The 23,665-nt window shown below is 70.1% G+C and carries 23 protein-coding genes; 14 read left to right on the top strand and 9 right to left on the bottom strand.

Features of this window, described 5'->3' with window-relative positions:
* Positions 1 to 3: 3 nt before the first annotated feature.
* Positions 4 to 735, bottom strand: coding sequence for an SDR family NAD(P)-dependent oxidoreductase (locus ACM26Y_RS05790; protein WP_003936353.1), 732 nt, complete (start codon positions 733 to 735; stop codon positions 4 to 6).
* 38 nt (positions 736 to 773) lie between these two features.
* Positions 774 to 1,568 carry an enoyl-CoA hydratase-related protein gene (locus tag ACM26Y_RS05795; protein WP_407040660.1) on the bottom strand — a complete coding sequence of 265 codons (795 nt, stop codon included), beginning with the start codon at positions 1,566 to 1,568 and terminating at the stop codon, positions 774 to 776.
* Positions 1,569 to 1,881: 313 nt separating this feature from the next.
* On the opposite strand from ACM26Y_RS05795, the gene ACM26Y_RS05800 reads away from it, so the two are divergent.
* Together ACM26Y_RS05800 and ACM26Y_RS05805 are read left to right on the top strand one after the other, a co-directional pair.
* Complete coding sequence (locus ACM26Y_RS05800) at positions 1,882 to 2,334, top strand: hypothetical protein (RefSeq protein ID WP_407040661.1); 453 nt, start codon at positions 1,882 to 1,884, stop codon at positions 2,332 to 2,334.
* Positions 2,255 to 2,482, top strand: coding sequence for a hypothetical protein (locus ACM26Y_RS05805; RefSeq protein WP_407040662.1), 228 nt, complete (start codon positions 2,255 to 2,257; stop codon positions 2,480 to 2,482). Before ACM26Y_RS05800 ends, ACM26Y_RS05805 begins: the two co-directional genes overlap by 80 nt.
* Here ACM26Y_RS05805 and ACM26Y_RS05810 read toward each other — a convergent pair.
* Positions 2,410 to 3,774 carry an MFS transporter gene (locus ACM26Y_RS05810; RefSeq protein WP_416062893.1) on the bottom strand — a complete coding sequence of 455 codons (1,365 nt, stop codon included), beginning with the start codon at positions 3,772 to 3,774 and terminating at the stop codon, positions 2,410 to 2,412. The two genes, ACM26Y_RS05805 and ACM26Y_RS05810, sit on opposite strands and share 73 nt — an antisense overlap.
* Positions 3,775 to 4,132: 358 nt before the next feature.
* Positions 4,133 to 5,284 (bottom strand): acyl-CoA dehydrogenase family protein, encoded by a 1,152-nt coding sequence (locus tag ACM26Y_RS05815; RefSeq protein WP_416062894.1) that lies wholly within the window; start codon positions 5,282 to 5,284, stop codon positions 4,133 to 4,135.
* A gap of 248 nt (positions 5,285 to 5,532) precedes the next feature.
* Here ACM26Y_RS05815 and ACM26Y_RS05820 point away from each other — a divergent pair, with 248 nt between their 5' ends.
* On the top strand, positions 5,533 to 7,170 hold the full coding sequence (locus ACM26Y_RS05820; RefSeq protein ID WP_416062895.1) for a Na+/H+ antiporter: 1,638 nt from the start codon (positions 5,533 to 5,535) through the stop codon (positions 7,168 to 7,170).
* Between the two features lie 26 nt (positions 7,171 to 7,196).
* Here the strand turns inward: ACM26Y_RS05820 and ACM26Y_RS05825 are convergent, their stop codons facing one another.
* The gene (locus ACM26Y_RS05825) at positions 7,197 to 7,706 is read right to left on the bottom strand and encodes a DUF4385 domain-containing protein (RefSeq protein ID WP_289377693.1); all 510 of its coding nucleotides are present in this window, start codon (positions 7,704 to 7,706) and stop codon (positions 7,197 to 7,199) included.
* 179 nt (positions 7,707 to 7,885) lie between these two features.
* Here ACM26Y_RS05825 and ACM26Y_RS05830 point away from each other — a divergent pair, with 179 nt between their 5' ends.
* The 8 genes from ACM26Y_RS05830 to ACM26Y_RS05865 all read left to right on the top strand — a co-directional run bounded on the left by ACM26Y_RS05830 (position 7,886) and on the right by ACM26Y_RS05865 (position 17,262).
* Positions 7,886 to 9,097, top strand: a complete 1,212-nt coding sequence (locus ACM26Y_RS05830) for a sensor histidine kinase (RefSeq protein WP_054372889.1) — start codon at positions 7,886 to 7,888, stop codon at positions 9,095 to 9,097.
* Positions 9,098 to 9,185: 88 nt separating this feature from the next.
* On the top strand, positions 9,186 to 9,971 hold the full coding sequence (locus ACM26Y_RS05835; RefSeq protein ID WP_289377691.1) for a LytR/AlgR family response regulator transcription factor: 786 nt from the start codon (positions 9,186 to 9,188) through the stop codon (positions 9,969 to 9,971).
* A 122-nt stretch (positions 9,972 to 10,093) separates the two neighbouring features.
* Positions 10,094 to 10,399: a hypothetical protein gene (locus ACM26Y_RS05840; RefSeq protein ID WP_416063620.1), complete on the top strand. Its 306-nt coding sequence runs from the start codon at positions 10,094 to 10,096 to the stop codon at positions 10,397 to 10,399.
* 7 nt (positions 10,400 to 10,406) lie between these two features.
* A complete protein-coding gene (locus ACM26Y_RS05845; RefSeq protein WP_003936341.1) occupies positions 10,407 to 12,218 on the top strand; it encodes a cation acetate symporter in 1,812 nt (603 codons plus the stop codon).
* A gap of 160 nt (positions 12,219 to 12,378) precedes the next feature.
* The gene (locus tag ACM26Y_RS05850) at positions 12,379 to 12,741 is read left to right on the top strand and encodes a DUF485 domain-containing protein (RefSeq protein ID WP_003936340.1); all 363 of its coding nucleotides are present in this window, start codon (positions 12,379 to 12,381) and stop codon (positions 12,739 to 12,741) included.
* A gap of 20 nt (positions 12,742 to 12,761) precedes the next feature.
* Positions 12,762 to 14,396: a cation acetate symporter gene (locus tag ACM26Y_RS05855; RefSeq protein WP_003936339.1), complete on the top strand. Its 1,635-nt coding sequence runs from the start codon at positions 12,762 to 12,764 to the stop codon at positions 14,394 to 14,396.
* 71 nt (positions 14,397 to 14,467) lie between these two features.
* The gene (locus ACM26Y_RS05860; RefSeq protein ID WP_416062896.1) at positions 14,468 to 14,899 is read left to right on the top strand and encodes an SRPBCC family protein; all 432 of its coding nucleotides are present in this window, start codon (positions 14,468 to 14,470) and stop codon (positions 14,897 to 14,899) included.
* 101 nt (positions 14,900 to 15,000) lie between these two features.
* On the top strand, positions 15,001 to 17,262 hold the full coding sequence (locus tag ACM26Y_RS05865) for an ATP-dependent DNA ligase (RefSeq protein ID WP_416062897.1): 2,262 nt from the start codon (positions 15,001 to 15,003) through the stop codon (positions 17,260 to 17,262).
* Between the two features lie 31 nt (positions 17,263 to 17,293).
* On the opposite strand, the gene ACM26Y_RS05870 is transcribed toward ACM26Y_RS05865, so the two are convergent.
* Positions 17,294 to 17,998 (bottom strand): MerR family transcriptional regulator, encoded by a 705-nt coding sequence (locus ACM26Y_RS05870; RefSeq protein WP_040274313.1) that lies wholly within the window; start codon positions 17,996 to 17,998, stop codon positions 17,294 to 17,296.
* Positions 17,999 to 18,111: 113 nt separating this feature from the next.
* On the opposite strand from ACM26Y_RS05870, the gene ACM26Y_RS05875 reads away from it, so the two are divergent.
* The 3 genes from ACM26Y_RS05875 (at position 18,112) to ACM26Y_RS05885 (ending at position 20,798) form a co-directional block, all read left to right on the top strand.
* On the top strand, positions 18,112 to 19,329 hold the full coding sequence (locus ACM26Y_RS05875) for an erythromycin esterase family protein (protein WP_416062898.1): 1,218 nt from the start codon (positions 18,112 to 18,114) through the stop codon (positions 19,327 to 19,329).
* Positions 19,330 to 19,631: 302 nt separating this feature from the next.
* Positions 19,632 to 20,399: a methanethiol S-methyltransferase gene (gene mddA, locus ACM26Y_RS05880; RefSeq protein WP_289377686.1), complete on the top strand. Its 768-nt coding sequence runs from the start codon at positions 19,632 to 19,634 to the stop codon at positions 20,397 to 20,399.
* A gap of 69 nt (positions 20,400 to 20,468) precedes the next feature.
* Entirely contained in the window at positions 20,469 to 20,798 is a 330-nt protein-coding gene (locus ACM26Y_RS05885; RefSeq protein ID WP_040782206.1) for a YnfA family protein, read from the top strand.
* 12 nt (positions 20,799 to 20,810) lie between these two features.
* On the opposite strand, the gene ACM26Y_RS05890 is transcribed toward ACM26Y_RS05885, so the two are convergent.
* The 3 genes from ACM26Y_RS05890 to ACM26Y_RS05900 form a co-directional block, all read right to left on the bottom strand.
* A complete protein-coding gene (locus tag ACM26Y_RS05890) occupies positions 20,811 to 21,269 on the bottom strand; it encodes a hypothetical protein (protein WP_003936332.1) in 459 nt (152 codons plus the stop codon).
* 149 nt (positions 21,270 to 21,418) lie between these two features.
* Positions 21,419 to 22,183: an amidohydrolase family protein gene (locus tag ACM26Y_RS05895; protein ID WP_003936331.1), complete on the bottom strand. Its 765-nt coding sequence runs from the start codon at positions 22,181 to 22,183 to the stop codon at positions 21,419 to 21,421.
* On the bottom strand, positions 22,180 to 23,475 hold the full coding sequence (locus ACM26Y_RS05900) for a lactate 2-monooxygenase (RefSeq protein WP_416062899.1): 1,296 nt from the start codon (positions 23,473 to 23,475) through the stop codon (positions 22,180 to 22,182). The genes ACM26Y_RS05895 and ACM26Y_RS05900 overlap by 4 nt, the downstream gene beginning before the upstream one ends.
* Positions 23,476 to 23,665: the final 190 nt, after the last annotated feature.

The following is a 23,665-nucleotide window of genomic DNA, read 5'->3' on the forward strand; positions in this document are numbered from 1 at the left end:
GCGTCAGCCGGCCATCGTGAGGCCGCCGCTGACGCTGATCACCTGACCGGTGACGAACGACGCGGCCTCCGACGCGAAGAACAGCACGGGGGCGGCGACTTCGTCGGGCCGGGCGAGCCGGCGGAACGGGATGGCCTTGATCAGTGCGGCCTTGAGCTTCTCGTCCTGCGCCTGGAACAGCGGGGTGTCGGTGGGGCCGGGGCACACGCAGTTGACGTTGATGCCGTGCCGCGCCATCTCGCGGGCGAGGGACTTGGTGAGCGCGATGACGCCGCCCTTCGCTCCGGCGTAGATCGACTCGCCGGAGCTGCCGACACGGCCGGCGTCGGAGGCGAGGTTGATCACGCGGCCGCCCTTGCCGGCTTCGATGATGCCGGGCAGGAAGGCGCTGCACACGTGTACCGGGCCGAGGTAGTTGATCGCCACGACCTTCTGCGCGAATTCGGGTGTGGCGTTGAGGAACTGATCCGTGCGATCCCAGCCGGCGGCGTTGACGAGCACGTTCGGCACGCCGACCTCGGCATGGGTGCGCTCGCGCAGCTCGTCGACCTGGGCGCGATCGGCGATGTCCACCGGCAGGGCGGTGATCAGCTCGGGGTACTCCTTGGCGGTGGCCTCGGCGGCGGCGAGGTCGAGGTCGGCGGCGACCACGCGGTCGCCCTGTGCGGCGAAAGCCAGTGCGATGGCCTTGCCGATGCCGGATCCGGCGCCGGTGACCAGTGCGATGTTGCTCATGAGGGGTCCTCTCGGAAATCCGAAGTGGGGGATCGGGATCAGGCCTTGACGAACTTGGCGAAGTCGGCGGGCCGCTTCTCGGCGAAGGCCTGGGCGCCCTCGAGGCCCTCGTCGGACTTGCCGAACAGGTCGAGCGCAGACATCGCGAGGTTGCTCAGGCCGGCCTGGTGGTCGGTGTCCGCGTTGAACGACTGCTTGAGGAACTTGATGGCGGTGGGGCTCTTCTCGGCGATCTCGGCGGCGATCGCCTTGGCCTCGTCGAGCAGCTTGTCCTGCGGCACGACCCAGTTGACCAGGCCCCAGCGCTCGGCGGTGGCGGCGTCGTACTGGCGGCACAGGTACCAGATCTCGCGGGCGCGCTTCTCGCCGACCACGCGGGCGAGGAAGGCTGAGCCGAAACCGGCGTCGAACGATCCGACCTTCGGGCCGGCCTGGCCGAACTTGGCGTTCTCCGAGGCGATCGTGAGGTCGCACAGTACGTGCAGCACGTGCCCGCCGCCGACGGCGACACCATTGACCGCGGCGATGACCGGCTTCGGGATGTCGCGAATCAACTTGTGCAGGTAGCCGATCTCGAACATGCCGCTCTCGGTGGGGCCGTAGTCGCCGGTCTCGGCGCGCTGCTTGACGTCGCCGCCGGTGCAGAACGCTTTCTCTCCGGCGCCGGTGAGGATGATCGCCGAGACCCGGCTGTCGGCCCACGCGGCGCGGAACGCCTTGATGAGTTCCTCGACGGTCTTGCCGCGGAACGCGTTGTAGCGGTGCGGACGGTCGATCGTGATGATGGCCGCGGGGCCGTCGATCTCGTAGGTGATGTCCTCGAACACGGTCATGATGACTCCTCGTCAACGCGGGTCGGGTCAGGAATTGAAGTAACGTTCATGTCTGATGAATTGTTCTTCACTAAATATGAACGTACATTCACTGGGAGGGGGTGTCAAGGGTCACACGGACTCCGGTTCGGAACGGAGATCCACCATGATCGAAGTCCTGCCGCAGGCGAAAAGGTGGGCAGACAGAAAGCACCCGACCCGATTCTGGAGAAGAGGGCCAGCAGATGGCAGGACTTCCCGACCGTGTTGCCGTAGTCGGCGGAGGCCGCATGGCGTCGGCATCACCCAGGCCTTCGCCGCGCTCGGGGCGACCGTGACCGTGTCCGAGGCCGGCGACCTGGGTGACGCGCGAAAGTGTCTGACGGACAGTCTGTTCCGAGCGGGAGAGCGCGGCACGCTCGTCGATCCGCTCGATGTGGTGGCCGGCCGGGTCGCGTTCGTCGCGTCGGTGACCGAGCTGCCCGAAGGCACCCGTCTGCTCGTCGAGTCGGCGCCCGAGGATCCCGGTCCGAAGAGGCGCGTGCTCGCCGACGCCGAGCGCGTCGTATCCGACGACGCGGTGATGCGCTGGTACACGACGTCGCGACTGGGTGCGGCTGCTCGGCAAGATGCCCGTGGTGGCGCGCGATTCGCCGGGTTTCGCCACCAGCCGCCTCGGCGTGCTGCTCCGACCGGAAGCGATCCGGATGCTCGAGGAGGGCGTGGCCGACTCCGAGTCGATCGACCGGGCAATGGAATTGGCTGCGGCTTCTACGACTGGAGCTGAGCGAGCAGAGAATCCGACGTCGACGCACGAACGGGGCGGGTCCGAATCCACGGACCCGCCCCGTTCCGAGTGCGGTCAGTCGACGGTCACCATGGCGGAGGCGGCTGCCCGGCGCGTCCCGCTCGGGCTCGTCGCGAGGGCCTCGTGACGGTTGGGTACCAGCACGGTGAGGCCCGCGCCGAGCAGCGCAATGCCCGCGAAGATGTAGAAGGCGATACTGCTGCTCAGTCCGGCGCCGAGGATCAGCCCACCGACGAGCGGCCCGAAGATCCCACCGAGACGGCCGAATCCGGCGCACCACGCCACGCCGGCGGCGCGTGCCGTGGTCGAGTAGTAGTTGGCGACGAAGCCGTAGATGAGGATCTGGGTGCCGATCCCACCGATGCCGGCAGCCGCGACCGCGCCGAGCAGCACCGCCAGCGGCAGGTCGAGAGTGAGCACGACGAGCGACAGCACCGCGAGCAGGAACGTGGCGACGATGACCCGTTGCGGGCCGGTGCGGTCCGCCGTCCGCGAGGCGAGCACAACGCCGGCGATCGCGCCGCCGTTAAGCACTAGTAGGAACGCCAGCGAGTTCTTCGCGTCGAACCCGGCGTTCTCCATGATCTTCGGCAACCAGGTGTTGAGCCCGTACGTAAGCATGATGCCGCCGAAGCTCATCAGGCCGAGCAGTGCGGTGCCGAGCGCGTACCGGCGGGTCGCCAGCGCGGCGAATCCGACCTTCTGGGCGCCCGCCCGCTCGACGGTGAGTTCTTCGGCGGTCGGAGACGGGATGCCGGTGCGTGCGGTGATCGCGTGGGCCTCGTCGATCCGGCCACGGGCGACGAGCCAGCGGGGCGACTCGGGAAGCCTCAGCAGCACGAGCGGCAGCAGGATCACGAGGGGCAGCGCTCCGATCCAGAACAGGCCGCGCCAGCCGATGGCGTCCCGCAGCAGCAGGGCGAGCAGCGACGCCATGACACCGCCGAGGGGGACGCCGCAGTAGACGATCGCGTTGTACATGTTCTTCTTGCTGGGCGGCGCGAACTCGGCGACCACTGCACCGGCGGTGGCGATGAGTCCACCCACGCCGATCCCGGTGAGCAGTCGCATGGCGCCGAACATCGTGACGGAGTGGGTCATCGCCGCGGCGGCCATGCCCACGGAGAACCACGTGATGCTGATCAGCGTCAGCTTTCGGCGGCCGACGCGGTCGCCGAAGGCGCCGGCGAGCAAGGCGCCGATCAGGACCCCGATCAGGGCGTACGAGCCGAGCATCCCGGCCTGTTCGGCAGAGACGGCACCGAGCTGGGTCGGATCCTTCATGAGGATCGGGAGGATGGTTCCGTACACGACCAGGTCGTATCCGTCGAAGACGAGCGCTGCCGTCGCGAGGGCGACGATCCACGTCACCGAGCGTCGATGCTGCGTACTGGTCCAGTCGGCCGAGACAGGGGGCATGAGAACTCCGTGTGTGTCATGGGGCGAGTTTTCGCTGGGGCGGGTCGGCCCCGTCGGAGCGACAACGTCAATGAACACAAATTCGTAGTGGATGAATGTTCATTCATTGTGTTCGACCCGAACGGTAGTGTGGTGCACGTCACTCTGTCAAGGGTGCGCGTCGAGGCGGTGCCAGGGCTCGGCCCGGGTCTCCTGCCTGGCGCCTCCGCCTCGGACCTCCGAGGCCGGTCACGCACAGCGCTCGACCGAGAGACCCTGGCCGAGCGCTGTGCGTGATCTACCACCGTCCGACGGCCCGCCGATGTGGTGACGACCCCCGGCTCTGCCGTCGATACCCGGGTCCGCCGTCGTGGACGGTCTAGAGGAACGCGCTGATGCCGGTCTCGGCGCGGCCGATCAGCAGCTTCTGGATCTGGCTGGTGCCCTCGTACAAGGTCATCACGCGGGCGTCGCGCATGTACTTGGCGACGGGGTACTCGTCGACGTAGCCGTAACCGCCGAAGAGCTGGATCGCATTGTTGGCGGCTCGCACCGCGGCCTCGCTGCAGAAGTACTTCGCCTTGGATGCGGCGGTGCCGAACGGTTCTCCGCGCTCGATGAGATCGGCTGCCCGCCAGGTCAGCAGGCGGCCGGCGTCGGCGTCGACGGACATGTCCGCGATCATGTCCTGGATCAGCTGGTACGAGGCGATGGGCCGGTCGAACTGCTTGCGGTTCGTCGCGTAGTCGACGGCGGCCTCGAGGCAGCCCTGGATGATGCCGACGCAGCCGGCGCCGACCGAGACCCGGCCCTTGTCCAGCGAGTGCATGGCGATCGAGAAGCCTTGCCCCTCCTCGCCGAGCCGCGCGCTCGTGGGCACCTTCATGTCGGTGAAGTACAACTCGGCGGTGGCCTGGCCGCGCAGGCCGAGCTTGCCATGGATCTCCCGGGCTTCGAAACCCGGGGTGTCGGTGGGAACGAGGAAGGCGGACACGCCCTTCGGTCCCGGGCCGCCGGTGCGCGCGAAGACCAGGCACAGGTTCGCCCAGGTTCCGTTGGTGATGAATATCTTCGACCCGTTGACGATGTAGTGGTCGCCGTCGCGCACCGCGCGGGTCTTCAGATGTCCGGGGTCGGAGCCGTTGTCGGGTTCGGTGAGGCCGAAACACGCGAGCGCCTCACCCGAAGCGATGCGTGGCAGCCACTCGTGCTTCTGCTCCTCGGTGCCGTGGGACAGAATCACCTTGCCCACCAAGCCCATCGAGACGGACACGATGCCGCGCACGGCGGAGTCGGCACGGCCGAGTTCCTCCATGCCGAGGCAGTAGGTGATGTAGTCGCTGCCGAGGCCGCCGTACTCCTCGGGGATGGTCAGCCCGAAGAACCCGATCTCGGCGAGCTTGGGCACGATCGAGATGTCGACCGATTCGGCGTGGTCCCATGCGGCCCGGTGCGGGATCACCTCCTTGTCGAGGAACTCGCGTGCGAGTTGCCGGAAACTCTGCTGCTCCTCCGTCAACGCCAGATCCATGTCGACTCCTTGCTGGGGCACCGCTGGGCCTTCGGGGCGGGGTGCGTCGGATTTCGAGACGTACGCGAGTAAAATGAATACTCATTCACTCAAAGTGAATATAAGTTCGTTTCTCGGGACGTGTCAAGGGTGCGGTGCAGGATGACGAGTCCGATCCGGCCGAGGTACCCCGTCGCACTCCTGACGCGCCTGCCCGGCCACCGGCTCCTCCGACGGCGCCGGACCCCCGCCCACGTCACAATCGACGGGTGAACGGGACCTGGATTCTGCTCGTCGTCATCGCCGCCATCGCCGTCACCGGTCTCGCCAACCGGAGCAACCTGCAGGCCCCCCTCGTCCTCGTGACCATCGGCTCGCTCGCGTCCTTCATTCCGGGAATGCCGCGGCTCGAGCTCCACCCCCACGTCATCCTCGGAGTGGTGCTGCCCCCGCTGCTCTACTCCGCGGCGCTGCGCTTCTCCGTCGCGACGTTCCGCAGACACCTCACCCCGATCCTGCGGCTCGGCATCTTCACGGTTCTCGCGACGGCGTTCGCCGTCGCGCTCTCCGCGTCCTGGCTCGTCCCGGAGCTGACCCTCGGGGCGGCGCTGGTGCTCGGTGCGGTGGTCGCGCCGACCGACGCGGTCAGCGCCGTCGCCGTGGGCCGGAAGCTCGGCCTGCCCAAGCGGGTGATCGCGGTGCTCACCGGTGAGGGCCTGGTCAACGATGCGACCGCCCTGACACTGTTCGCGGTCGCGGTGTCGGCGGTCGCCGGCACCCGGGTGTTCGCCACGGATTCCCCGGTGGCGTTCTTCGGCTACGAGGTGATCGGCGGCGTGGCGATCGGCCTGCTGCTCGCCACGGTGGTGCACCTGATCCGCAGCCGGATGTACGACTCTCCGCTGGAAACCGTGCTCGGGCTGGTCCTTCCGTTCACCGCCTACCTCGCCGCCGAGGAGATCGGGGCCTCCGGCGTGCTCGCCGTCGTCGCGGCCGGGCTGTACATGGGGCACCGCGCCACCGACGCGTCGGTGGCCACCCGGATCCAGGAGCGGGCCGTCTGGGAAAGCCTCGACATTCTGCTCGAGATGTTCGTCTTCGCCTACATGGGTCTGCAACTGAAGTTCGTGATCGACGAGGTCCGCGACAACGGACTCGACGTCCACGTCGCCTTCCTCTACGGCTTCGCGATCCTCGGCGTGGTGATCGCCGTGCGTCCCCTGTGGGTGCTGCTGCACTGGGCGCGGCGACGCCTCACGCGGAGCATCGGCCTGGACCGGCTGGGCCGGGACCAGTTCAGCGGACGTGAATACCTGGTCATTTCCTGGGCCGGGATGCGCGGGGTCGTGACCCTCGCCGCTGCCGGCGGCATCCCGTTCGTCCTCGCGTCCGGCGAGCCGTTTCCCGGACGCGAGATCGTCCAGGTGATCGCATTCGTCGTCGCGGTGGGCACGCTGCTCATCCAGGGCGCGACGATGCCGGCACTCATCCGCGCGCTGAACGTCGCCGACCCCTACGAGCGGCTCTACACCGAGGAACAGCTGGAACTCGCGCGGACCATCTCGACCACGGCGGCACGACAGCATCTCGCCGAGCTCGGAGCGAATCCTCCGGCCGGCGTGGACGCCGACGACCTGCAGCGCATCCTCGACCGGGTGAACCGGTCGATGCAGGCCCGCGCCGAGGCGCAACAGGTGGAGGACGCGGGGGAACGCGACCCGTCCGTGCTGCAAGCGGCCGCACTGTTCGAAACGCTCCGGCGCTCGGTGCTGCGTGCCCAGCGGCAGGCTCTGATCGCCGCGCGCGACGACGGCGACCTCGACGACGAGACCTTGCGCACGGTGCTGGAGGGACTCGACATCGAGGAGGCGGCCGCGGAGGAGCGGATCAACCGGCGGCGCCGCTGACCGTTCGCCCGGAGGCCGGCAGACGATCAGCCGTACAGGTCCCGGTGCTTCCGCCGCTGTTCGACGTACCGGGGCTCCGCCGCGGCACGGTCCCACGCCTGCTTGAACACCTCTGCGGCCGCAGCCTTCTCCTCGTCCTCGGGACCCCGGGGGAGCTCCGCGCGGCCGTGGGCACCGCTGCGGCCCCGGCGGTCCCGCGGGACGGGTCCGTCGTACTTGCGGCCACCCGGACGAGCGGCATACCGCCGCGCCCGCGTGTACCCCATCTGGAGGAACTTGCGGGCCATGTCCGCGCCGACGAAATCCCCCTCGTCGAGATACGAGAAGAACATCGTCAGGATCGTCTCGGCACTTGCACGGGCCTGCTCGACCGTCGCGAATCGCCAGTGCGGCAGCAGCTCCGACTTGTACGGTTCGACCTTCAGCACGCCCTGCTCCCCACGGCCGACGCGGTAGAGGTGCGGCTGCCGGCGCAGGTCGAGATTCGCGTAGTCGAGCGAGTAGTCGAACGGGCGGGGCCCACGTCGAGCGGTCACCCCCGGAAGTCTCCCACGGCCGGTTCGTGGCCGCGCCGGCTTCGGTTTCCTGCCCCTTCCCGTGCTCTGCACACGCGGCAACTCGTAGCGTGGAGCCATGACCGACCCGCTCGACCGTGCACGCGCTCAGCCCTCGTCTCCGGCCGGATGCCCGAACACCGGCCGGAACCGGTGACGCGGTGAACGGGACGGTCGTCGCGCTGCTCGCCGTCGCGCTGCTCGTCGTCGCCGGCGTCGCCGCACTGTGGCTGCGCACCCGGCGCGGCCTGACCACCCCGGCCGAGCGCGCCGTGCACGCCACCCTGCACACCGCGTCGCTCGCCGCGCGGCCGCTGCGGCGGGGCCTCGACGCGACGTCCGCGCAGGAGGCCGCCCCGCACCTGCGCTCCCTCACCGGCACGCCCGCCGTCGCGCTCGTCGACGCAGACGGCACCTGCCTGGCGTGGAGCGGCCCCTTCGAGGGGCTGTCCGAGCAGTTGCTCGCCGCCGCACATCGCGCGATCGCCGAGGACCGGCGCGTCCTTGTCGGTCACGGCGACCTCCGGCGCGGCGCCGACGATCAGGCTGCCCGGGCCGTCGTCGTACAGCCACTCGTCATCGACGGCGTCGGGGTCGTCGGCGCGCTCGGCGTCGTCACGACCACCGAACCCGGGCCGGCCCTGCTCGGTGTGCTCACCGAGGTCGCCCGCTACGCCTGCAGCCAGATCGAACTCGCCGAACTCGACGCTTCCCGCGCCCGCCTCGACCGCGCCGAGGTGCGGGCCCTGCGCGCGCAGATCAGCCCGCACTTCATCTACAACGCCCTCGGCACCGTCGCGTCCTTCGTGCGCACCGACCCCGAACGCGCCCGCGAACTGCTCCTCGAATTCGCCGACTTCACCCGGTACTCGTTCCGGGCGGCCGGGGAGTACACGCTGCTCGCCGACGAACTGCGCAACATCGACCGCTACCTCACGCTCGAACGGGCCCGCTTCGGCAACGCCCTCGAGGTGCGATTGCAGGTCGCGCCGGAGGTCCTGAACGTGGTGCTGCCGTTCCTCGCCCTGCAACCCCTCGTCGAGAACGCCGTGCGGCACGGCATCGCCGGCAAGAGCACCCGCACCGGCACCATCAGCATCGTTGCCGCGGACGAGGGCACCGACTGCGTCATCAGCGTCGAGGACGACGGCGTCGGAATGGACCCCGAACTCCTGCGCTCGGGCGACCTCGACGCCGAGGGAGAAGGTCGCACCAGCGCGAAGGAGGCGGCGCATGTGGGACTCGCCAACGTCGACGACCGCCTGCGCGCGGCGTTCGGCAACGACTACGGCCTCGTCGTCGAGACGGCTCCCGGGGCCGGGACGAAGGTCAGCATGCGGGTACCGAAGTTCCGTCCCGGGATCCGGGCATGACGCGACCCTTCCGTCACCCGGTCACCCTGTGCGCGAGTCGCCCGGTCCGCTCCGCTCAGGCGGTCCGGCATGGCACGATGGACCGGCTGTGAACGACACCACCGACACCCTCACCGTGCTGGCCGTCGACGACGAACCGCCGGCCCTCGACGAGCTCGCGTACCTGCTACGGCGGCGCGAGGAGATCGGCCACGTCCACACCGCGGGCGAGGCGACGACCGCGCTGCGGCTGCTGCGCGACGGCGGAATCGACGCGGTGTTCCTCGACATCAACATGCCCGGCCTCGACGGCCTCGAGCTCGCCGGCATCCTGCGCAACTTCGCGAACCCGCCCGCCGTCGTGTTCGTGACCGCACACGACGACCGGGCCGTGGCGGCGTTCGACCTCGGGGCCGTCGACTACCTGCTCAAACCCCTGCGCGAGGAGCGGCTCGCCGAGGCGGTGCGCCGCATCGCCGAGCGCCGCACCCGCGGAACCGAATCCGCTGCCACGGGGGCAGCGACCTCGGACGAGGTGATCCCCGTCGAACTCGGCGGCGTGACCACCCTGGTGCCCCGGTCGTCGGTGCAGTGGGTCGAGGCCGACGGCGACTACGCGCGCCTGCACACCGGCACCGGCTCCCACCTCGTGCGCATCCCCATCTCCACGCTCGAGAGCCGCTGGGCCGACGCCGGGTTCCTGCGGGTGCACCGCTCCTACCTCGTGGCGCTGCCCCTGGTGACCGGCATCCGCAGCGTCGGTTCCGGCCTCGTGGTGTGCCTGCGCGCCGAGGAGGGCAAGCCGGCCGTCGAACTGCCGGTGAGCCGTCGTCACACCCGCGAACTCAAGGACCGCCTGATCCGCGGCCCGATGCAGACCTGGACGAGCAGATGAGTCCGTCCGGCGGCTCACCCTCGCGCAGCTCGGGCGGCAGTTCGGGCGGCCCGCCGCCGCGTGGTTCGGGCGGCCCGCCGCCGCGGGAACGGGTGGTGCTCGCCCAGCGCCGCGGCGCCCGCATGGTGCGCACCCGCGTGGAGGTCCAGGAACAGACCGAGGTCGGGGAGGCGATGGTGCGCGGCCTGGTCCGCGCCCAGCTCGGCCTCGCCGCGCGGCTCGCGCTCGTCGCGGTGTGCCTGCTGTGCGCCCTGCCCGTGCTGTTCCACTTCGTGCCGCACCTGACGGACGTGACCGTGCTCGGCATCCGGTTGCCGTGGCTGCTGCTCGGGTTCGTCGGATATCCGCTGCTGCTGAGCATCGGCCGGCTCTACGTCCGCCTGGCCGAACGCAACGAGCAGGACTTCACCGACCTGGTCGACGACTGAGCGGCTCATGGATACCGGTTCGATCCCCGTCGCCACCGTCGTCGGTCTCGTCGCCGCTGCCGCCGCCACCGTCGCGATCGGCATCTACGGAGTCCGGCTGGCCCGCACCACCTCCGACTTCCTCATCGCCTCCCGCAGCGTCGGACCCCGGTGGAACGCCGCCGCGATCTCCGGTGAATACCTTTCCGCCGCCTCGTTTCTCGGCGTGGCCGGACTCATCGCCAAGTACGGCGCCGACGCCCTGTGGTACCCGGTGGGCTTCACCGCGGGCTACCTGGGTCTGCTGCTGTTCGTCGCCGCCCCGCTGCGCCGGTCCGGCGCCTACACCGTGCCGGACTTCGCGGAGTTCCGGCTCGGTGCGCGGTGGCTGCGCACCCTCTCGATGGTGATCGTCGCCGTCGTCTGTGTGCTCTACCTCGTCCCCCAGTTCCAGGGCGCGGGACTGACGCTGAACATTCTGCTCGGGGTTCCCGACTGGGTCGGCGTCGTCGCGGTCGCCCTGATCGTCGTCGGCAACGTCGTCGGCGGCGGCATGCGCTCGATCACCTTCGTCCAGGCGTTCCAGTACTGGCTCAAGCTCACCGCCGTCGCGGTGCCCGCCCTCGTGCTCGCCGTCCACTTCTTCGACGACGACCGCGCGGTCGGACAGCCGGCGCCGCCGACGGTCACCGAGCGCACCACCGTCGACGTCACCACCGATGTCGTCGTCCAGGTCGGCGAGCCCCTCGCGGTCACAGCCACCGGCCGGGTCGACGGACGGACCGTGGACGGCACCGTGCTGCTCGCCCCCGGCGAGCATGAGGTGGCCGCTGGCACGGCGCTGGTGCTCGAACCCGGTGCGGCCGTGCCGGTAGTGGCCGGGGCGCCGGCCACCAACGACGACTGGGTCGCCCCCGGCGGAGGGATCGGGGGCGCCCACCCCATGTTCCAGGTGTATTCGCTGATCCTCGCCACCTTCCTCGGCACGATGGGATTGCCGCACGTGCTGGTGCGCTTCTACACCAACCCGGACGGGCGTGCGGCCCGCATGACGTCGCTCGCGGTGATCGCCCTGCTCGGGGTGTTCTACCTGTTCCCGACGCTGCTCGGGGTGTTCGCACGCCTGTACGTGCCGCAACTGCTCATCACGGGCCGCTCCGACGCGGCCGTGCTGCTGCTGCCGGGGTCGGTGCTCTCCGGGGTGGGCGGTCAGCTGCTCGCCGCGCTCGTCGCGGCAGGGGCGATCGCGGCGTTCCTGTCCACGTCCTCGGGATTGCTGGTCAGCGTCGCCGGCGTGCTCTCCACCGACGTGCTGCGGGGACGCGTGCGCGACTTCCGGATCGCGGCCGTCCTCGCCGGTCTGGTGCCCCTCGGGCTGTCGCTGGCGGTGACGTCGCTGGACCTGTCGCGGGCCGTGGGCCTGGTGTTCGCGGTGGCTGCCTCCACGCTGTGCCCGCTGCTGATGCTCGGTATCTGGTGGCGCGGGCTCACCGCCGCCGGCGCGGCCGCCGGCATGGTGACCGGCGCGGTGGTGGCCGGGGGCGCGGCGCTGGTCGTCGTGCTGGTACGGATCGATCCCGAGGCCGGTGGCGGGTGGGTCGCCGCCCTCGTCGGCTACCCGGCCGCGGTGAGTGTGCCGCTCGCGTTCGTCACCATGGTCGTCGTCAGCCTCGCCACCCGCACTCGCGTCCCGGCGGACGTCGGCCGGGTCTTCTCCCGCATGCACGTGCCCGAGCGGCTCGGGATGGGCAGGGACCGGGAACTCGGGGCGTTCGAGGACACCGGCGTTCCGGCGGAGCCTCTCGGACCGGGACGGCCGTCCCCGCGCGGGGAGCGCTGAGCCGCCACTCGTCGCGCCCGGCAGACCGTTCGCCGCACCGGGCGACAGCTCACCGTGTGACCGGTGCCACCTCCTTCCCGTGTGACTCGCGTCTCACTACGTTCTACTGGTAGTACGCCTCACAGGGGCGATCCCTGAAGCCACGACCAAGGAGTCGGCAGTGACCACAGCTCACCTCGGCAAGGGCGGGGCGATCGAACGCCGCACGCCCGATGCGCAGGACTTCGTCGACATGCAGGCGAGTCCGGAGTTCCAGGACTTGCGCCGCCGGCTCCGGCGGTTCGTCTTCCCGATGACGGCTCTCTTCCTCACCTGGTACTTCGTGTACGTCCTGCTGGCCACCTATGCCGCCGACTTCATGGCGACCAAGGTGATCGGCAACATCAACCTCGGCCTGATCCTCGGACTCGGCCAATTCGTATCGACATTCGTCATCACCGCGCTGTACGTGCGGTTCGCCAATCGTGACCTGGATCCGCGCTCCGCCGCGATCCGCGAAGAGCTGGAAGGACCGGCCCAGTGACAACGAATGCGCTCGCGCATGTGACAGTTCTGGCCCAGGGTGCCACGGACGTCGGCAACCCCCTGTTCAACATCGCGATCTTCGTCGCGTTCGTCGTCGTGACGATGAGCCTGGTGATCCGGGCCAGCCGCTCGACCAAGAAGGCCTCCGACTTCTACACCGGCGGCGGGCAGTTCTCCGGCCCGCAGAACGGCTTCGCGATCGCCGGTGACTACCTGTCGGCCGCGTCGTTCCTCGGCATCGCCGGCGCCATCGCGGTCTACGGGTACGACGGCTTCCTGTACTCCATCGGCTTCCTCGTCGCCTGGCTCGTCGCCCTGCTGCTCGTCGCCGAACTGCTGCGTAACACCGGCCGATTCACCATGGCCGACGTGCTGAGCTTCCGGCTCAAGCAGCGGCCCGTGCGTATGGCCGCCGCGCTGTCCACCCTCGCGGTGTCGCTGTTCTACCTGCTGGCCCAGATGGCCGGTGCCGGTGGCCTCGTCGCGCTGCTGCTCAACATCGACGGCAAGCTCGGCCAGGGCATCGTCGTCGCCGTGGTCGGTGTCCTGATGATCGTGTACGTGCTCGTCGGCGGCATGAAGGGCACCACCTATGTGCAGATGGTCAAGGCCGTGCTGCTCGTCGCCGGCGCCGGCATCATGTTCGTGCTCGTGCTGTTCGCGGTCCGCGGCAACTTCTCGCAGTTGCTGGCCGACGCGCAGGCGATGGTCAACAGCTCCACCAACGAGGCCGTCGCCGGCCGGGACGTGCTCGCTCCGGGCGCCAAGTACGGCATCAGCGACATGACCCGTCTCGACTTCGTCTCGCTCGGCATCGCCCTGGTGCTCGGCACCGCCGGCCTGCCGCACGTGCTGATGCGCTTCTACACCGTGCCCACCGCCAAGGAGGCACGTCGCTCGGTGACCTGGGCCATCGCCCTCATCGGCGGGTTCTACCTGTTCACCCTGGTGCTCGGCTACGGCGCCGCCAAGCTGGTCGGACCGGACGTCATCCTCGGCGCCCCCGGCAAGGAGAATTCGGCCGCCCCGCTGCTCGCCTTCGAACTCGGCGGCACCATCTTCCTCGGCATCATCTCGGCCGTCGCGTTCGCCACGATCCTCGCGGTCGTCGCCGGCCTCGCGATCACCGCGTCCGCGTCCTTCGCCCACGACATCTACGCCAGCGTGATCAAGCGCGGCAACGCCTCCGAGGAGGACCAGGTGCGGGTCTCCCGCATCACCGTCGTGGTCATCGGTGTGGTCTCGATCGTGCTGGGCATCCTGGCGATGGGGCAGAACATCGCCTTCCTGGTGGCTCTGGCCTTCGCGGTTGCCGCGTCCGCCAACCTGCCGACGCTGCTGTACTCGCTGTTCTGGAAGAAGTTCAACACCACCGGCGCCCTGTTCAGCATCTACGGCGGCCTGATCAGCTGCCTGCTGCTCATCGCCTTCTCCCCGGCGGTGTCCGGCAAGCCGTCCTCGATGTTCCCGAACGTGGACTTCGCACTCTTCCCGCTCTCCAACCCCGGCATCGTGTCGATCCCGCTGGCCTTCGCCCTCGGCGTCGTCGGCACCTTCATCGGCCGCCGCAAGCTGGAGGACCCGGCCAAGCAGGCCGAGATGGAGGTCCGTTCGCTCACCGGTGTCGGTGTCGAAAAGGCTGTCGCCCACTAGGCAACACCCACGAAGCGCGGGTTCGGGGTCGATCACCCCGGGCCCGCGCTTCGGCGTCTACGCTGCCGGGCATGGCCAAACTCGAGGTATCGACCGATCTCCCGCTCGAACCGCACGTGACCTGGGTGCGCGCATCGGATCTGCACGGGTTCGACGAATGGTTGACCATCCACGACGGGTGGCGCAGCGACCTGCCGAGCGAACTCGTCGTCGGCACCACCGCCGAGTCGGTCGTGTCGGTGAAGGGCATGCGCAACCGGGTCGCGTGGACCGTCCGCGAGATCGACTCGCCGCACCATCTCGTCCTGCACGGTTCCGGTAAGGGCGGCACCCGCTTCAAGTTGCGGATGACGGTCCGGGCGGCCGGGGTCGGTTCCGTGCTCAGCCTGAACATCGACCTGGGCGGGGCGCCGCTGTTCGGGCCGATCGGTTCCGGTGTCGCGCGGGCTCTGCACGGCGACATCGAAGCCTCGCTGCGCCGGTTCGCCGAGCTGTACTGCTGAGTCGCCCATGAGCTGCGCCGAGGAAGCACTTTTCGCGGGCGACACGCGGAGGCCGGCGCGAGAACTGCCCGCTCGCCGGCTCCGCTCGGCACAATGAGGCGATGACGACCCGCACGTTCGAAGGCCGTCGTCTGAACCTGACGAACCTCGACAAGGTGCTCTACCCGGACACGGGCACCACGAAGGCCGACGTGGTCGACTACTACGTGGCCGTGGCCCCGGTGATGCTGCCGCACGTCGCGGGCCGGCCCGGCACCCGCAAGCGGTGGCCCGAGGGTGTCGGCGGCGAGTCGTTCTTCGAGAAGAACGTCGCCTCCCACGCGCCGAAGTGGCTCACCCGCAAGACGGTTCACCACAAGCAGCGGTCGGTCACCTATCCGGTCTTCGACTCCGTCGCGGCCCTGGCCTGGCTCGGGCAGCAGGCGGCACTCGAATTGCATGTGCCGCAGTGGCGGTTCGCGGGTTCCGTTCCGGGCCCTGCGACGCGGATCGTGTTCGACCTCGACCCCGGGGCGGGGGTCACGCTGGTCCAGTGCGCCGAGGTGGCCCGGCTGGTGCGCGACATGGTCGGCGGGCTGGGCTGGCCGGCCTACCCGGTCACCAGCGGCAGCAAGGGGATACACCTGTATGTTCCGCTCGACCGCGAACTCGCGCCGGGTGGGGCGTCGGCCGTGGCCAAGCAGGTGGCGATCAACCTCGAGACGCTGCATCCGGACCTGGTCACCGCGACGATGGCCAAGGCCGCGCGTGGCGGCCGGGTGTTCCTCGACTGGAGCCAGAACAACCAGGCCAAGACGACCATCGCCCCGTATTCCCTGCGCGGTCGCGAGCAACCGTGGGTCGCCGCACCCCGCACCTGGGACGAACTCGACGATCCCGGACTGCGCCAGCTGCGGTTCGACGAGGTGCTCGCGCGACTCGACACCGGACCCGACCCGCTCGCCGACCTCGACCCGCCGCTGCCCGAGCCCGACGCCCTGACCGAGTACCGGGGCAAACGCGATCCGTCCCGCACGCCCGAACCCGTTCCCTCCGCAGTGGGTTCCGGGCCGGGTGACTCGTTCGTCATCCAGGAACACCACGCTCGCCGGCTGCACTACGACCTCAGGCTCGAACGCGACGGGGTGCTCGCGTCGTGGGCGGTACCGAAGAACCTGCCGGACGGCCCGGGCCGCAACAACCTCGCGGTGCGCACCGAGGACCATCCGCTCGAGTACCTCACCTTCCACGGCGTCATCCCCAAAGGGGAGTACGGCGCCGGCAGCATGACGATCTGGGACACCGGCACCTACGAGACCGAGAAGTGGCGCGACGACGAGGTGATCGTGCGCCTGCACGGCGGGCGGGTGCAGGGCAGGTATGCGCTGATCCGCACGGCCGGCAACCAGTGGCTCGCCCACCGCATGAAGGACCAGGGCGTGCAGGCGGGTCCGTCGACGGGATTGCCGCGCGACCTCGAGCCAATGCTCGCGACACCGGGTGAGGTGACCGGGCTCGACGCCGACGAATGGGCCTTCGAAGGAAAGTGGGACGGCTACCGCGCCGTCGCCGAGATCGAGAACGGGCAGCTGCGGCTGCATTCGCGGTCCGGTCGCGACATCACGGGCGACTACCCCGCCCTGGCCGACCTCACCCGCGTCCTGGACGGACACGACGTCGTCCTCGACGGGGAGGTGGTCGCGTGCGACTCCCACGGCGTCACGAGCTTTCCGTTGCTACGGACCGGTGGCACCCCGCAGTACTTCGTGTTCGATGTCCTCTACCTCGACGGGGTGACCCTCTACCGCAAGCCCTACGCCGACCGGCGACGCGTGCTCGATGCGCTCGCGGCCGCGGCCGACGGGCTGATCGTGCCGGACTTGCTGCGTGGCAACGGAACCGAGGCGCTCGAGGAGAGCACCCGGCGCGGCTGGGAAGGTGTGGTGGCCAAGCGGCGGAGCTCGGTGTACGTGCCGGGCCGACGCAGCCCCGACTGGGTGAAGTCGAAGAACTGGCTCACGCAGGACGTCGTCATCGGCGGCTGGCGCCTCGGGAAGGGGGCTCGTGCCGGCACTTTCGGATCGTTGCTGGTCGGCGTGCACGGAGAGGCCGGACTGGAGTACGTCGGCCGTGTCGGCACCGGCTTCGACGAACCGCAGCTCGCCGAACTGTCGGCCGCCCTGTCCGGTCTGCGGCGCCGCACCACCCCCTTCGTCGGCGACGTTCCGCGCGAGGACGCGCGGGATGCAGTGTGGGTGACCCCGAAACTGGTGGGGGAGGTGCGGTTCCGGGAATGGACCGACGCCGGCAAGCTCTGGCATCCGAGCTGGCGTGGGCTGCGTGACGACATCGACCCCCGGGACGTGCGGATGCCCGAGCAGTAGTTGCCGGACCCTGGCCGCGCCGGGTCGTCGGCTACGTCTGCCGTGCCCGCTCGAGCATCGTGAGGTAGGTGTCGAGCTGGGCCGCACCGGCGAGGAGGGCGCGGCTGCGCTCGGTCAGCCGATCCTGCCAGGAGTCGAGGAAAGCCGTCGACGCGTCGGTACCGCCTGCCGTGCGCAGCGAGTCGACGAATCGGGCGACCTGGGCCAGCGGACAGCCGCCCCGGCGCAGTTGCCGTGCGATCTCGGCATCGCGCACGCAATCCGGCCCGTATTCGCGGTAGCCCGTGGCCCGGTCGCGGTCGGGCCGCAGAATGCCCTGGGTTTCCCAGGTGCGCAACGTGGCCGGGTGCATGCCGAGTCGGCGTGCGAGCTCACCCACCGTCAGCGGTCGACCGCGCACGGGGGTCGACGTCGCGGTGGCCAGGGCGTCCAGAGCGGTCGCCACCTCGAGGCGGGTGTCGCGTTCGGCGAGCAGCGCGACGTGCGCGGCGTCGATGAGCCGGTAGGCGGATTCGGTGTCGCCGCGATTGGTCGCGTGCATGATCTCCGTCGCCTGCCGGTGCCCGTGGCCGCTGCGCAACGCGAGGAAGGTCCGCAGTGCCTGTGCATGGAAGGACGTGTAGCGCCGATAGCCGGACTCGCTGCGCTCGGCCGGTGGGAGGATTCCCGCAGCGTCGTAGTTGCGGATCGCCTGCGCAGACAACCCATGTTCCCGGGCCAGGTCGACAGGTCGCACCGTGCACCTCCGATTGAAGGTTCGACCTGCGGATCGCAGGTCGAGGTCGCAGAAGTTTCACTCGATTCTTCAACGATATCGTCGAGGGCAGTTCCTTCCGCGAGAGGAGTGTCATGTCATCTACCGCCTCACTACGCGAGATCGCCCGTCCGCTCGACGACCCGGGCGGCGTGGACCATGCCCTCGACGAGCTGCTCGCCGCGCGGAGCGAGCCGCCGGTCCTGCTGGCTCTCGGCGAGCCGACCCACGGGATCGAGGCGTTTCCGCTGCTGCGTAACGAACTCCTCGGTCACCTCGTCGGACGGGGGTTCCGGTCGATCGTCCTGGAGACCGACTTCTTCGCCGCGTCCGTGGTCGACGACTACGTGGCCGGGGCGCCAGGAGAGATCGACACGGTGCTCGCGACCGGGTTCAGCCACGGGTTCGGCGCCGTGCCGGGTAACCGGGAACTCGTCGACTGGCTCCGCACGCACAATGCCGGGTGTGCGCCGCAGGATCGGGTTCGCTTCCACGGGTTCGATGCGCCGGTGGAGTACTCCGGTGCACCGAGCCCGCGACACGCCCTGGTCCGGGCCGGGGACTACCTGCCCGCGGCGCTGCGACCCCGATCGGTCCACGATCTCGACGCACTCCTCGGCGAGGACGCGGACTGGACCGACCAGGCGGCCATGTTCGACCCGGCCGCGTCCATCGGAGACTCCGATCGTGCCCGGGCCCTGCGCATCGTCGCCGACGACGTCGCCGGCGCCCTGCGTCGCGCGGCACCGGCCCTGCGTCCCGCCGACCCGACCGGTTACGACCGGGCCGTCGCGCACGCGCGCACCGCGCAGGGCCTGCTGCGCTATCACGCGGCCATGACCCATCCCGGCCCCGATCGCATCGCCGACCTGCTCGGCGTGCGCGCCGAGATGATGGCCGAGAACCTGCTCGCGATCGTCGCGCAGGAGCAGCAACGCGGACCCGTCCTGGTGTTCGCGCACAACGTGCACCTGCAGCGCGCGCAGTCCCGCATGCAGGCCGGCGAGGACGAGGCACACTGGGGAAGCGCCGGCGCGCACGTCGGACTCGTCCTCGGCGAGCGGTACGTCTTCGTGGCAACCGACGCCGGCCCGCACAGCGACCCGGGCACCCTCCAGCGGGTGCTGGCCGAGGCGACGACCCGGCGCGCCCTGTTCCCGGCGCCGGCTCTGCGCGCCGCGCTCGACCCGTCGATCGTCCCGGGCGCACCGATCGTGCCCGGCCACATCCCGCTGGGCCCGGCCGACCTGGACGGTGCCGACGCGATCGTCTTCGTCGCCGACACCGACGGAGAGCGGCACCGATACTGGTAGCCGGCCGCGACGGTCGGACCTGCGGCACGCCGCCCGGACACGCTGCGCGGCAGAGCGTCTCGCGCGCAGGCTCCTGCACACCCGCACCGGGAAGAACTCGCTCGCATCTTCGGAATCCGCGCAGGCCACGGCGTGGGCAGATTCCGAAGATGCGAGCAAGTCCGGGTGGTGGACGACCGCCGGGGGTACGGAAACCTCACCCCGGGGTGCCTGTCGTCCTCCGCCGCACCGGCGCACCGTGGTCACACGGCACATCCGCCGACTGTGGCACGGGCGGCGCGCCCGGAGGAGGAATGTTCACGATGTTGCAGACGACCGACAGGGGCCGCCTCGGCCGTACCCTGATGACCGCGTACGGCGCGGTCGCCTACGCCGTGTTCTTCGCGGTGTTCCTGTACTCGATCGGGTGGGTCGAAGGTCTCGTGGTACCCCGCACCATCGACGAGGGGCCGCAGACGCCCGTCGTCGTGGCCGTGATGGTGAACCTTGCCCTGTTGTCCGTGTTCGCCGTTCAGCATTCGGTGATGGCCCGGCCGTGGTTCAAGCGCCGGTGGACCCGCATCGTCCCGCAACCGATCGAGCGCTCGACGTTCGTGCTGTTCGCCACCGCCGCCCTCGCACTGGTGATGTGGCAGTGGCGTCCGCTGCCGCAGGAGATCTGGGACGTGGACGCGACCCCGGTGCGCGTGGTCCTGTACGCGGTGTCGTTCGCCGGATGGGGTCTCGTGCTCGCATCGACCTTCGCGATCGACCACTTCGACCTGTTCGGCCTGCGCCAGGTGCTGCGGAACTTCGCCGGGAAGCCGCCCGCCGAAACCGAGTTCCGCACTCCGATGCTGTACCGGGTGGTGCGACATCCGCTGTATCTGGGCTTCCTGATCGCGTTCTGGGTGGCGCCGACGATGAGCGTGGGGCACCTGCTGTTCGCCGCGGTCACCACCGGATACATCCTCGTCGCACTGCGGTTCGAGGAACACGATCTGACCGAGACGTTCGGCGACCGGTACCGCGACTACAGTGCCCGCGTGCCCCGGCTGGTTCCGCGCCCGCGCGCGATGAGCCGAACCTGACCATGTTCCGGGCCGGCTCCGGTGCGGACGATCCGCACCGGAGCCGTGCAACGCCGTAGGGTGCTTCCCGTGAGTATCGCGAAGTCCCTAGCCCTGTTCGCCGTGGCAGCGCTGTTCGAGATCGGCGGCGCCTGGCTCGTGTGGCAGGGAATCCGGGAGCAGCGCGGCTGGATCTGGGTAGGCGCCGGGGTGATTGCCCTCGGCGCGTACGGGATGGTGGCAACGCTGCAGCCGGACGCGAACTTCGGCCGCATCCTGGCCGCCTACGGCGGAGTGTTCGTCGCCGGATCGCTCGGGTGGGGGATGATCGTCGACGGCTTCCGCCCCGACCGCTGGGATGTGGCCGGGGCGCTGGTGTGCCTGCTCGGTGTGGCGCTGATCATGTACAGCCCGCGCTGAATCCCGGCGCGGTCAGCCGACGGTCACCGTCCCCACGGCCGGTGTCGAGTTGCAGATGGGGCCGCTGCTCAGGTTCACCGAACCGAATACGGTGGTGAGCACGTTGCCCGGCCCGGTGTTCACCACCTTCGCCAGGTTCGGGTACGTCCCCTCGAGGTCGACGATCCCCGCCTGGCCGGTGCTCTGGTTGAGCCAGGCGACCGACACCTGCCCGGCGGCAGGAATGGGGCCCAGTCCCGGTGCGGTGGAGAACAGTACGTGACCGGGTGGGATCCCGGGACTCGCCTCCGGCCCGGCCTGCGCGGTGACCGCCGTGATCGAGGCCAGGCTGCCCTGGTTCAGGCATCCGAAGGTCAGTGCCGTGCCGAGGGATTGGGGCGGTGCGGCGCCGGCGCTGCCGGCGAACAGGACGGCCGCCGCGATCGGCGCGGCGGTGGCGAGGATTGCTCGGGTGGTTCGGGCGGCGCTCATGCTGATGCTCCTGGGATCGGAATGTCACGTCCGGGTGCCGACCGCCGCGCCCCGCCGGCGGCGCGCCCCGCGCACCGAATGACGCCCCCGAGTGTAGATCGCGAACGGCGGCGCATACGACGTTTCGCGGATCTTGGTTGCCGGGGATGTCAACGCACGCGGTAGAACTGCGCGGCGTTGTCGTGCAGTACCCGCGCGGCGAGTTCCGGGCCCAGGGCGTCGGTGACGATCTCGACGTCCGCGTCGAGGAACGGCCGCGGGGCCCGGGTGGACGGCAGATCGGTGCCGAACATCAAGGCATGCGGGTTCCGGTCGGCCACCGCGCGCAGCACGGGGGCGACGTCGAAGTCGACTCGGCCGAAACCGGTCGCCTTGACCCGGACCCCTCGGTCGACCAGGGTCGCCAGGTGCGGCAGTCCGGCGGCGGACAGGCCCAGGTGGTCGATGCTCACCGCCGGGAGGGCGGCGATCGTCCCGGTGAGTTCGGGCAGTGCACGCGCATCGACGTACAACTCGGTGTGCCAGCCGGCGACGTCGTGCACTCGGCGGGCGAGCGTGCCGAGGTGGTCGACGGATTCCGAACCGCCGCGGCGGATGTTGAACCGGATGCCTCGCACCCCGGCGTCGTTCAGCCGCGTGATCTCGTCGTCGGTCACGGTCGCCGGCAGCTGCGTGACCCCCACGAAGCCGGGTCCGAGCAGCGAGAGGGCGTCCAGCAGACAACTCTGGTCGAAGCCGTGGAAGGAGCCGGACACGACGGCGCCCCCGGTGACGCCGAGCCCGCGGACCCGCTCGCGATAGTCGGCGACCGTGAAAGCCGGGGGCACGTACCCCTGGTTCGGGGTCACCGGGAAGCGGGGATCGACGATGTGGAAGTGGGCGTCGAAGATCGGCATCCGGTGGGCACCGGTCACGTGCGGGTCACCGCGTCCGCGGTGATCTCCTTCACGGACGTCAGGCCGCTGAGCCCGAGCGTCAGATCGAACTCGGCAATGATGTTCGCGACGGCGTCGCGGGCTCCGTCCCGGCCGCCGACGGCCAGCCCGTACACGTGCGGGCGGCCGACGGTGACCGCGTCGGCGCCGAGTGCGAGCGCCTTGAACACGTCCGATCCGGTGCGGATTCCGCTGTCGAGCAGTACCGGCACCCGGCCTTCGACGACGGGTGCGATGCCGACCAGGGCATCGAGTGCGGCGATCGCGCCGTCGACCTGGCGGCCGCCGTGGTTGGAGACGATGATGCCGTCGACCCCGGCGTCGAGGGCGCGGCGGGCGTCGTCCGGGTGGAGGATGCCTTTGAGCAGCACGGGGAGATCGGTGCGCTCGCGCAGCGACTCGATCTCCGTCCACGTCAGGGAGGGTCGGGAGTAGATGTCGAGGAACGTCTCGACCGCGGCCCGGGGTTCGGGGGAGCGGAGGTTGTCGAGGAGGCGGCCGGGGTAGCGCCGGCTCATCGAGAGCAGTGACCTGATCGCGCCGAGGGTCACCTCCACCTCGGGACGGGCGCCGGTGGCGGCCGCGATGCGCTCGCGGACGATGCGCACGAACGTCGGGTCCGAGGTGTACTGGGCGATCCCCTCGCCGCGGGCGAACGGCAGGGAACCGAGGTTGAGATCCTGAGGCCGCCAGCCCAACAGGGTGGTGTCCAAGGTGACGACCACGGCGTCCGCGCCGATCGCCTTCGCGCGGGCGAGCAGGCTGTCGACGAGGTCGTCGTCGCTGCTCCAGTACAACTGGAACCAGCGCGGAGCTTCCCCCATCGCCGCCGCGGTGGCCTCCATCGGGGCGCAGCCCTGGTTGGAGAGGATGTAGGGCACACCGAGTTCGGCCGCCGCGCCGCCGATCGCGACGTCGGCGTCGGGGTGCGCGAGTTCGGCGGCGCCGACCGGCGCCAGCAGGACCGGGGCGGGCAGGGTGCGGCCGAACAGCTCGACGCTCAGGTCGCGGTGAGACACGTCGCGCAGGACGCGGGGGACGATCTTCCAGCGGTCGAACGCCTCCCGGTTGGCGCGCATCGTCGCGCCCTCACCGGCGCCCCCGGCGATGTAGGCCCAACCACGGCGGCTCGTCTTCCGTCGCGCCAGACGTTCCAGCCCCGCGAAGTCGGTCGGCACCGGGGGAGTGCGCCCGAGCACCCCGGCCCGGTAGATGACGTTCTGACGGGCACGGCCCGCGCCGGGCTGCGGCGTCACGGGTCCCTCGCTCATCGGCGATTCCTCACAGGTGCGTCGGGTCGGGGATCGTCTCGGACGCTACCGGAACGGCGGCCGCGCCGGACCTGAGCGACCGTCGCCCGAGCGGGACGGTGGACAGATCTCCGTATACCCCCTAGGGTATGTAGTACCCCGCGGGGTATGAACCTCGAACGACGGCACGATGCCCGCCTGATGTGGGCCG

The organism is Rhodococcus indonesiensis, assembly GCF_047782815.1.
GTDB lineage: Bacteria > Actinomycetota > Actinomycetes > Mycobacteriales > Mycobacteriaceae > Rhodococcus > Rhodococcus indonesiensis.